We start from the raw sequence: 10,604 nt of genomic DNA on the forward strand, positions 1-10,604 counted from the left end.
TTTATATTCCCCTTCCGCCATCAACATTTAACACGGAACCAGTTACAATCGACGCTTCCTTCGAACATAAGTAAACAAGGGAATTGGCAATATCAATCGGATTAATGAGCCGCCCTAATGGAACACTTTTCTTGAAAATGTTTTCCTTCGTTGCTTCAACATCCGCATTCTTGGATGTAAATTGACCGAGCATATTCGTATCAGCAGGACCGGGGTTCACCACGTTTACCCGGATTCCGTAGTCAGCAAGCTCAATAGCTAATGCCTGAGAAAATGAAACGGCTGCCCCTTTTGAAGCAATATAAGCATTCAATCCTGGACGCGGCCTGACCATTGATATAGAGGCGATATTCACAATCACGCCTTCTCCTTGTTGTTTCATATATGGGACCGCTTCACGGCAGGTAAGAAAAAGAGATGTCGCATTCACACTCATCAATTTTTCCCAGTCTGCCAAACTTACCTCCTCAATTTGTGTCGCTGCTTGGGCAATTCCAGCAATATTAACAAGCCCATCTACACGGCCGAATACACGTTTAACTTCTTGAAAGATTCGAGCAACATCAGCTTCACTCGTTAAATTAGCTGCTATCGGCAGAAGCCGATCTGACTTCTCCATACCATCAATATTCAAATCAACAGCTGCAACATATGCCCCTTCTTCTAAAAATCGCTTCACCGTTTCTCTGCCCATTCCGCCTTTTGCACCCGTGACAACAAAAACCTCATTTTCAAGTCTCATTATGCATTCCCTTCCTTAACTAATAAGATTTGCTGCAAGGCCTCACAAATTGCTGTGCCCATTTCACTTGTGGTTGATGTTCCGCCTAAATCGGGTGTACGCGCCTCTTTTTCAAGCAAAACTCTTTCAATCGCATCTACGATCACACCTGCTAAATCCGCTCTTCCTAAATGCTCAAGCATAAGGGCTGCTGACCATATTTGTGCAATTGGATTAGCAATTCCCTTGCCGGCAATATCAGGAGCGGACCCATGTACAGGCTCAAACATAGACGGATAGTCCCCTTCTGGATTCAGGTTAGCTGATGGAGATAGACCCAATCCTCCGACAACAGCCGAACCTAAATCACTCAAAATATCACCAAACAAATTGGAGGCTACAACCACTTCAAAGTCCTTAGGTCTTGAAACGAAATAGGCAGCAAGCGCGTCAATATAATAACTGTCCAACTTTATAGCAGGAAACTCCTCACTGATCTCTTGCACTACTTCATCCCATAGCTTCATGGAATGAATGATCGCATTCGATTTTGTCGCACTTGTAACCGACCTTTTTCTATTCCTCTTTGCATATTCAAAGGCAAATCTTGCTGCTTTGGCTGTACCTTTTCTTGTAAAAATCGTATTTTGAACAGCGATTTCCTGTTCAAAACCCGGATATAATCTTCCTCCGCTATTTGAGTACTCCCCTTCCGCATTTTCACGGATAATGACAAAATCTATGTCTCCCCCATCAGTCAATGGAGAAGCTATCCCTTGCAGCAATTTGACCGGACGGAAATTGATGTATTGGTTAAATTGCTTTCTTATCGGCATGATCAATTTCCATATGGTAACCTCATCAGGAACACGCTGATCTCCGATTGCCCCAAATAAAATTGCATCATACTTATTTAAAGTTTCCAGTCCATTCTTTGGCATGATTTCTCCATGCTGAAGATAGTACTCGCTATTCCAATGAAATGTATCAAATTCCATATGTAAAGTGGAATCTAGCTTTTTTAAAAACTCTAATACTTTCATTGTTTCAATTACGACTTCTGGACCAATTCCATCTCCAGGTAAAACAGCTATTCGATAACTTTTCATCTTTCCACCACTTCTTCCATTTCGAATATTTTCCCCGGATTTAAAATATTTTCCGGATCCAGAGATCTCTTAATCAATTTCATCATCTTTAATGAGGTAGCACGTTCTTCCTTGAGAAATTTCATCTTCCCGACTCCAATACCGTGCTCACCGGTACATGTTCCCCTATGCTCGAGGGCAAACGTAACGACTTTTTCATTCAATGCATGGAAACGTGCCATTTCATCTTTATCATCTGTATTTAATCCAAATACTGCATGAAAGTTTCCATCCCCTACATGGCCAAGAATGGCTCCATCCATCTCGTATTCTTCTAATAGTTTTCTTGTATAAGCAATAGAAAGCGCTAATTGCGAAATAGGAACACAGACATCTGTTGATACAAGCTTTCGATTGGGCTTACGGCCAACAATGGCTAGCGCAGCCTGATGGCGTGCTTCCCAAAGCTGTGCCCGTTTAATCGAATCATTCTCAAATTCAAAATGGGTTGATCCCGAATCCTCCATTAATTCCTTAATAAAGGTGATTCCTTGTTTAGTTGCTTCTGCAGTTCCGTTATATTCTAAAAAAAGTGTTGGTGTTTCCTTAAAGTCAGTCCCCTTAAATTCATTAACCGCTTGAATCGTCGCTGCATCAACAAGCTCCATTTTTCCAATGCCGACACCAGACTGCAGGACTAATTCAGCTGCCTTGCCTGCTTCTTCAACAGTCTCAAATGCTGCTTTTGCTACCACAGTTGCTTCTGGGATACCTGTTAGCTTTAATGTGATTTCAGTAAAAATGCCTAAAGTCCCTTCTGAACCAATCAAAAGCTCAGTCAAATTATAGCCTGCTGATGATTTAATCGTTTCCCCGCCTGTTGAAATAAGGCTGCCATCTGCCATAACGACTTGAAGACCAAGGACATTATGCTTCATTGTGCCGAACTTTACCGCATTCGTCCCGCTTGCATTTGTCGCAGCCATTCCGCCAACGGTCGCATCTGCACCTGGATCAATTGGAAAAAATAAGCCGTATTTTTTCAAGTGTTTATTTAATTGCATTCGAGTCACACCAGGCTGAACCTTAACGACAAAATCATCAGGATAGACAGAAGTCACTTCATTCATCAGAGTGAAATCCATGCTAATGCCGCCAAAGACTGGCATTAGATGCCCTTCAATGCTGCTTCCTGCACCGAAAGGAATGATCGGTATTTTTTTGGAGGACGCATATTTTACAATCTCAACAACCTCATGTTCCGTTTTAGGAAAAACAACAATATCTGGCTTTTTCCTTTCATGATAGTCGGTACCGCCGCTATGATGCTCCAGCACGGTTTCATTTACACTTACACGCTCTGTGTCTTCTAAAATAGCTAATAAATCTTCGTACATATTTTTCACCTCTATTTATCTAGTAAAAACAAGCTGATTGAAGGCATAAAGCTTAGAATAAATACGTCTACAATCAAAATAATCAAGAACGGAACAATTGCTCGTACGATATGCTCCAGTCGAATCTTTGCAATATTGGATGCAACAAATAAGTTAATTCCAACTGGCGGTGTGATCATTCCAATGGCAAGATTGACAACCATGACAACACCGAAATGCACAAGATCGATTCCTGCGGCAGATGCGATAGGGACTAAAATCGGCGCCAAAATAACAATGGCTGCTGATGTTTCAAGAAATGTTCCAACGATTAACAAGATGATATTGATGATAATTAAGATCATAATCGCATTTGTTGTTATACCAAGCATCGCATCCGTAATCTGCAGCGGAATTTGTTCCCTTGTTAAAATGAAGCCAAAAATCGAAGCACATGAAATGATAAAAAGAATGACAGCTGAGGTTACACCTGAAGAAATAAATATCTCAGGCAAATCCTTCCACTTAATCTCTTTATAAATAAAAAGACCGACAATTAATCCATAGACAACCGCAATAACTGAACCTTCTGTTGGAGTGAAAATCCCCCCATAAATCCCGCCAAGAATGATAATTGGCATGAGCAAGGCTAAAATTGCATCTTTAAAGGAAATAGCAATTTCTTTGAAAGAGCTTTTTTCTTCTTTTCCATAGCCTCGTTTACGAGAAATAACATAGGCAACGATAATCAGTGAGATTCCGACAAATATTCCTGGCATTATTCCTGCAATGAACAGATCACCAATGGATGCACCAGCAATAACCCCAAATAAAATTAATGGAACACTAGGAGGAATCATGACTCCAATCGTTCCGCCTGCGGCTTGGATCGCTGTCGCAAAACTCTTGTCGTAGCCTTTTTTCACCATTGCCGGAATAAGAATACTCCCGACTGCAGCCGTTGTTGCAGCAGCAGATCCAGATACAGCAGCAAAAAACATACATGTTACGATTGATACCATTGCTAATCCACCATGAAGACCTCCTACAAGGGAACCGGCAAAATTCATTAAACGCTTCGAAATACCACCTGTCTCCATTAACTTCCCAGCAAGAATAAAGAATGGAACAGCCATCAGCGTAAATGAATCGGTTGAATTAAACATTTTTTGGACAACAACCATTAATGGCACATTATCTTGAACCATTAAGACAATCATCGAAGCAAGCCCAAGTGCGACCGCAACCGGAATGTTAATTAGAAAAAGAACGATTAGCACGCCAAATAATAACCAGGCCATTATTGACTTGCCCCCCTTCGCCATTCAGATACAGAAACCTGAAGTAGATTGATAATAAATAGAACACTTGAAATCGGGATTACTGTATAGACCAGTCCCATTGGCAATTGCAGAACAGGTGATGTTTGTGTCATGCTGCGGCCGATAAATTCAAAGCTGTTCACAATAATTTGCCAAAAGAAAAAAAGAATGAGGGCAGTTGATAGAACGATTAGCACCTTTTTCATTAAGCCTCCTGCTTTTTCAAAGAGCAGTTCTATACTAGGATGCGCCTTCACACTCATCCCATAGCCTGTACCCAAAAAGGTAAGCCAAATAAGCAAATAACGGGACAGCTCTTCTGTCCAAGCAAGCGGCTGATCTACTACAAATCTAAATATCACCTGCAAGAACACGACAATAACCATAAGAAAAAAGAGAAGAATTATAACCCATTTAACGACATTATTTATTGCGTGAATTACGTTTTTTACCACCAATCATTTCTCCTTATGATTAAAAAACTTGGGTTGTACAGGAAAGGTCTCCTGTGCTCGCCAAGTTTTTCAATAGAATTATTTTGTATTTAAAATGGCGTCAATTTTTTCTTTTCCAAATTCTGATTCATATTTTTCATAGACTGGCTGGATGGCTCCACGGAAAGGAGACACATCAACCTCCTCAATAATTTCCATTCCTTGTTCTTTGAGAACCTTTAATGAGTCTTCATCAGATTTCTTAATAAGTTCACGAATTTGGTCGCCAGACTTTTTCGCCTCTTCACTCAGAATCTCCTGATATTCAGCAGGCAGCTTATCCCACGTCGTTTTGCTGAACATAATAACTGCAGGAGAGTATAGATGACCTGTTAATGTCATATACTTTTGGTTCGCATCGAAAAGCTTGTACGTATCTGCAACGACAATTGGATTTTCCTGTCCATCCACTACTCCTTGCTGAAGAGCAGTTAGAGCTTCTGTCCAAGCCATCGGGGTCGGTTTTGCACCAAGTGCATTGAATGCATCAAGATGGATTGGATTTTCCTGTGTCCGGATCTTAATACCCTTTAGATCTCCAGGCTTTGTAATTGGGTGCTTCGCATTTGTAATATGGCGGAATCCATTCTCCCCCCACGCAAGACCGATAATTCCGATGTTCTCCATTCCCTTTAAAAGCTCTTGTCCAATTTCTCCATCCAATACTTTATAGGCATGTTCCCTTGATTCAAATAAAAAGGGCATATCAACAATACCGATTTCTGGATAAAAGTTTACAATTGGTGCAGTTGATGAAACTGACATATCTGCTGTTCCAAGGGTCAGTGCCTCTGTCAACTCACGTTCAGCACCAAGCTGACTTAGCGGAAATACTTCTATCTTCACTTTTCCATCTGTACGCTCTTCTACATTTTTAGCCATTTCCAGTAATCCAATATGATACGGATGATCCTCTGTTAACGAATGCCCTGCCTTTAAAGTGAACGTTTCTCCACTTGCCTTTTCACCCGAATTCTTATCTGCCTCTCCCCCAGACTCACTGCTCTTACTGCAGCCAGTGAAAATAAACATGATAGCTGCTAATGCTACTAACAAAAATCGTTTCTTCTTCATGTAGAAAAATCCCCCTTTTTGTCTATAATTTTTAGAATATTGCCATTATAACACCTTCTACGCTTTTATGCGCTAAAATTATTCTATTTTTATAATAATTCAGTCTATTTTATCTAATGGTAATTAAAAAGAGGCTGGGACATAACTAGCCTCAATTAGTAAAAAAGGTGAATTTGAGCTTACTCAAATTCACCTTTCTCTATTTTTATGTGTAAATACTTCTATTCCATTAGTGGTTGGCTGTGAATTTTCTTAAATTCACGGCCATTATCGCGAGGCTGGGCTAATGCCAAAATCACAAACTAGACGTATACTTTGTCAAGTCCTCACATAGATACTGTTTAAGTCGCTTTATTTCATTTTGAAACTAACGCCTACATATTGCATAACTTTAACTAGAGACTAAAACAAACAAAGGATAGTACCCAAAAAGATAAAGCTATTATGAAATATACACCAGCTAATCCTTTTTTCTTCTCTTTATAGTGAGTAATACAAAATAGGAAGTTTATAACACCAATGATTATGAGGTCAATTCCAAACAAAGTGAAAAAGGACTTTTGATCGTTTTTTTCCAAAAAGGCCCATGCAAGGATGAAAACAATTATTATTAACAGAACCGAGGTTGTTATCAAAAGCTGGCTTCTTGGCATTGGCTAACTCCTTTTCATCGTGATTTAGATATTAATTAATAAACTAAGTTTATCAAACCCATTATGGACAACCAATCGTTTGACTTGGATGCCCTTATTAGATCCTGTCCATTAAACAAATACTCCGTCCACCACTGAATACGAATATTTTGAGGTAGAAAAGTCCTTTAATAGAAAAAATACTTTTGTCCCATCATCTTTCGTAGAAAGATAGAACTTTAGAGTTAGAGAATTGTCTAGCTCTAGTTTACGAGCTTATTTGATTCTTGTGCTACTGATGATTTAATAGTCGCTCTAGCTGGAGCGCTACTCTAGTTGCAATAGCCGGTATGTGTACTGTACTTTTTGGTATGCTTGCAGTGGTGCTGTATATGAAATAGCAGATTTTATATTGGGATACGGCGAAACTGTATTAGCTGTAAGAAATAAAGATTGTAGGTATGTCCCAGTCTCTTCCATATAACAAGTTTCCTGACCTTTTCCCCTTCCTGCAATTATCCTGCGATTTCAGCAGAGGTTAAATCTCCATTAATGTTTCCACTTACAATAATCGAATGTCCCCAAAACATATCTCCATCAAAAAAGAAAAAATTAAAGTCGCCATCTGAATAAACGCTAATACTGTCTAATTGCATAAGATCCATGAACATGTCATTTGTAATCTCATCAATCTCTGCCTCTTCATTATCCTGCAGCCAATCATTTGCTAATTCTGTCAGTTCTTCTGCGGCATACCTTCTAATTTTCGTGTTCCATTCCTTTTGATTTTCGAAAAATGCATAGGCTGCTTCTAATGCAGCCTTCATCCCGTTCTCATCTTCATCCCAGTCAAAATAAAGATTTCCTTCTTCACCAGCCCATAATACTTGTTTTTCAAAAGTCTTCACACTTTTATCCAGTTCAAACTTACCTAACACCTCATCCGTGTAAAAAACCGGCTTTAACGATTCCTGCAGAATCATTTCCAACTCTTCATCTTTATATGCTGTCTCCAAAACCTTAACAAGCATCATTGAATTTTCTGCTCTTCTTACTAGTAATCTCACAACAGTGTTCTTTTTCAAAATATCTCTTGAATGTTCCCATTCTTCATCATTCACTTGCCATTCTAACCGTAACTCTTCTATTCTCATTTCATTAGCTAATATATTTTTCCAAGCAATTATTGGAATAGATGCATTCCATAGCTTAGCTCCGCCCCCTCTTCCTGCCCCGATTCCTGATACCCCTGTAACAGCTGCAATTTCAATTACTTCATCAGTGAATCTATTCTCAAATTTACTCTTTTCGCGCGTTATACTCATTTTCTTCCATTCCTTTCATCATTACTATCTTCAATATATATAAACCTAAAATATACCATTTGGATGATTCCATTCTCCCCCTTTATCTAATAAAATCTTTATAGCGGGAATAATATCCTATACCTATTTATATATTTACTTATTAAAATTTCTGCCTATGAACTTTTCAATAATTTCCTTATAATTACATTATACAAATAATTGGAAACAGGAGAATGATTTATGATTGTAAGAACAAAGCCTTTAAAGGTGAAACTTAAATCAACAAATAGTCCTCTTGAGGATTTTATGACTATAAATAAAAAAGAGTCCGTTTCTAAAGAGGTTCTTTTTGTAAGATTTATTGGTATTCCTGAATCCATTAAACATTACACAGAAACGATTCTAAAGATTGATCAGCACATGTCCACTGCTCCTTATTTACGTTTACAAGGGCTTGAGAGAATATCTAATAACAATGATATTAACAGACTGGCAAATGTTTGGGAGAATTGGCAATCGGTGGTTTCACCTTCTGCTAGCAACTCAAATTCTCTTTATCATGCAAATCTGTGTGCCCCATTACATAATGACACCCTTGAGTGGACGAAAAAGCTTACCTTTATGCAGGTTCTATCAATGTATACTCAAACCCATCCGAACACGAATCCAAGTTTAACGAAAAACTTCGTCATTAAATTTTTACATTGGATGGAAATCTATTTGCCTAAGCTTTTTACTAACTCAGGGACATCCCCGAAAGTCATTTTTATCGGTGATATTAAACAGCATGAATTATTATTTTTGTATTTCTTATCTAAGCTTGGCTGTGATATCTGCTATATGAATCCAAAAGAGGACATTATCCATTTGCATCCTGAAGCCGAAACTTATTCCACACTATATAAGTGCAGTACCTTATATTCAGAGCCAATTAAGTTACCTGATTATTCAATTAAACCAAGTGCAGAGAGTATACCCATGCCTTCTAGGCCAAATATAATCTCCCAGCCCAAGATAGCCAATCCTGTAAAACATATCCATACCCAGGTGCCGACTGCAGAACTGAGTTATGAACAGCTAGCTTCCCTATCAAACTCAGTTGTTATGATTAAAGTATATGATAACGAAAATAAGGTTGTATGCTACGGTTCAGGTGTAGTCATTCATAGTAAAGGATATATTTTAACGAATTTACATGTAGTTCAAGGCGGGCATCTTTTTTCAGTGCTCTATGAAAATGAAACAGAGGAATATGTAACAGATCATTTCATTAAATATCACCAGCAATTTGACCTGGCCATTATTAAAGTGGATAAACATTGCTCCCCTTTAATTGTTAAGACAGATGGTGAATTAGTTCGTGGCCAAAAAATTGTCGCCATTGGCAGTCCATTAGGATTATTTAATTCTGTCTCGGATGGAATAGTTTCCGGTTTTAGGGAGATAAATCATTTGTCAATGATACAATTTACTGCTCCAATTTCTAATGGAAGCTCTGGCGGGGCACTGCTCGATATGTTTGGCAGACTAGTAGGCTTGATCACCGCAGGGTTTGATAATGGGCAAAATCTTAATCTAGCTGTGCCCTCTGATAAAATTTACTTTTTTGCTCAGAACTTTATTGAACATCCAAACTAACATCCATATTCTTCATGAGGGTTACCAAAAAATTCATATTTTTATACTAACCCTCATGCGAATTTTTTTATAAAATAGAGTTTGAATAGGAAGAAAGGGTGTGTTAAGTGATTATTAAACACCGAAAAGAGTCTGAAGAATTAACTATTTTCAATGTACTAAACAGAAGAATGACTTTATCAAATAAGGATCGCCAGTATTATTTCGATACAACAATCCACAGCACCAAATAAAGCGCAGTGAATCTCTGTTGCGTCAGTTACTTCAAAACAATGGCTATAACCTTTCTATTGAAGCCAACATTGTTTTTATCAACCCAGAGTTCACCTTATATCAAGCTCCCCTCAACAAGCATTTTATTTTTCCCACACAGGTAAAAAGCTATATCCAAAAATTAAACGCAGTGCAAATTAGTAATAGTGATGAGTGCAGTCATCTAGCCAGCAAATTAGTTTCTCTTCATATTAAAAAATCCCCTTATACTCATTTACCAGAATATAAGTTTGAACAACTGAAAAAAGGCGTAAATTGCAGATTTTGCTACTCTTTTTCTATTTCTGTTCGTGGACAGGTATGTACTTGTGGTTCATGTGGATACGAGGAAAGTGTCGAAACTGCTGTAGTACGAGCGATTAAAGAGTTAATGTTGCTATTTCCTGATTTAAAGGTTACTAATAGTGTGGTCATGGAATGGTGTAGGATAGTAAATTGTAGAAAAAGAATTAGTAGAATTTTAACAAGAAACTTCAAGGCTGTCGGAAATTCACGCTGGACTTTTTACAAATAAATGCTTTTTTTATGAGACTATCCTCTTTCACTTTCTTGCTGATTTTATCCCATTGGGCTCTTCTATGGGACTTTCTCTTTCACTTTCCCACTGTTTTTGTCCCATTGGGCTCTTCTATGGGACTACCTCTTTAACTTTCCCACTATTTTGTCCCATTGGGCTCTT

9 protein-coding genes are annotated in these 10,604 nt (G+C 38.3%); 2 read left to right on the plus strand and 7 right to left on the minus strand.

Annotated features, from left to right (window positions below; genetic code table 11):
* Position 1 precedes the first annotated feature (1 nt).
* The 7 genes from ASU02_RS02570 to ASU02_RS02605 form a co-directional block, all read right to left on the minus strand.
* A complete protein-coding gene (locus tag ASU02_RS02570) occupies positions 2-742 on the minus strand; it encodes an SDR family NAD(P)-dependent oxidoreductase (protein ID WP_057760672.1) in 741 nt (246 codons plus the stop codon).
* Entirely contained in the window at positions 742-1,830 is a 1,089-nt protein-coding gene (locus ASU02_RS02575; protein WP_057760674.1) for a tartrate dehydrogenase, read from the minus strand. The genes ASU02_RS02570 and ASU02_RS02575 overlap by 1 nt, the downstream gene beginning before the upstream one ends.
* Entirely contained in the window at positions 1,827-3,206 is a 1,380-nt protein-coding gene (locus tag ASU02_RS02580) for an FAD-binding oxidoreductase (protein ID WP_057760676.1), read from the minus strand. The genes ASU02_RS02575 and ASU02_RS02580 overlap by 4 nt, the downstream gene beginning before the upstream one ends.
* Before the next feature lie 11 nt (positions 3,207-3,217).
* Positions 3,218-4,486, minus strand: coding sequence for a TRAP transporter large permease (locus ASU02_RS02585; RefSeq protein WP_057760678.1), 1,269 nt, complete (start codon positions 4,484-4,486; stop codon positions 3,218-3,220).
* A complete protein-coding gene (locus ASU02_RS02590) occupies positions 4,486-4,962 on the minus strand; it encodes a TRAP transporter small permease (protein ID WP_057760680.1) in 477 nt (158 codons plus the stop codon). The genes ASU02_RS02585 and ASU02_RS02590 overlap by 1 nt, the downstream gene beginning before the upstream one ends.
* A gap of 78 nt (positions 4,963-5,040) precedes the next feature.
* On the minus strand, positions 5,041-6,075 hold the full coding sequence (locus ASU02_RS02595; protein WP_057760682.1) for a TRAP transporter substrate-binding protein: 1,035 nt from the start codon (positions 6,073-6,075) through the stop codon (positions 5,041-5,043).
* A 1,147-nt stretch (positions 6,076-7,222) separates the two neighbouring features.
* Positions 7,223-8,032: a DUF2262 domain-containing protein gene (locus ASU02_RS02605; RefSeq protein ID WP_057760686.1), complete on the minus strand. Its 810-nt coding sequence runs from the start codon at positions 8,030-8,032 to the stop codon at positions 7,223-7,225.
* 222 nt (positions 8,033-8,254) lie between these two features.
* On the opposite strand from ASU02_RS02605, the gene ASU02_RS02610 reads away from it, so the two are divergent.
* A complete protein-coding gene (locus ASU02_RS02610; protein ID WP_057760688.1) occupies positions 8,255-9,652 on the plus strand; it encodes a trypsin-like peptidase domain-containing protein in 1,398 nt (465 codons plus the stop codon).
* Positions 9,653-9,902: 250 nt separating this feature from the next.
* Complete coding sequence (locus ASU02_RS25635) at positions 9,903-10,439, plus strand: hypothetical protein (protein ID WP_232426134.1); 537 nt, start codon at positions 9,903-9,905, stop codon at positions 10,437-10,439.
* Positions 10,440-10,604: the final 165 nt, after the last annotated feature.

The organism is Cytobacillus praedii, assembly GCF_001439605.1.
GTDB classification, from domain to species: Bacteria; Bacillota; Bacilli; order Bacillales; family Cytobacillaceae; genus Cytobacillus; species Cytobacillus praedii.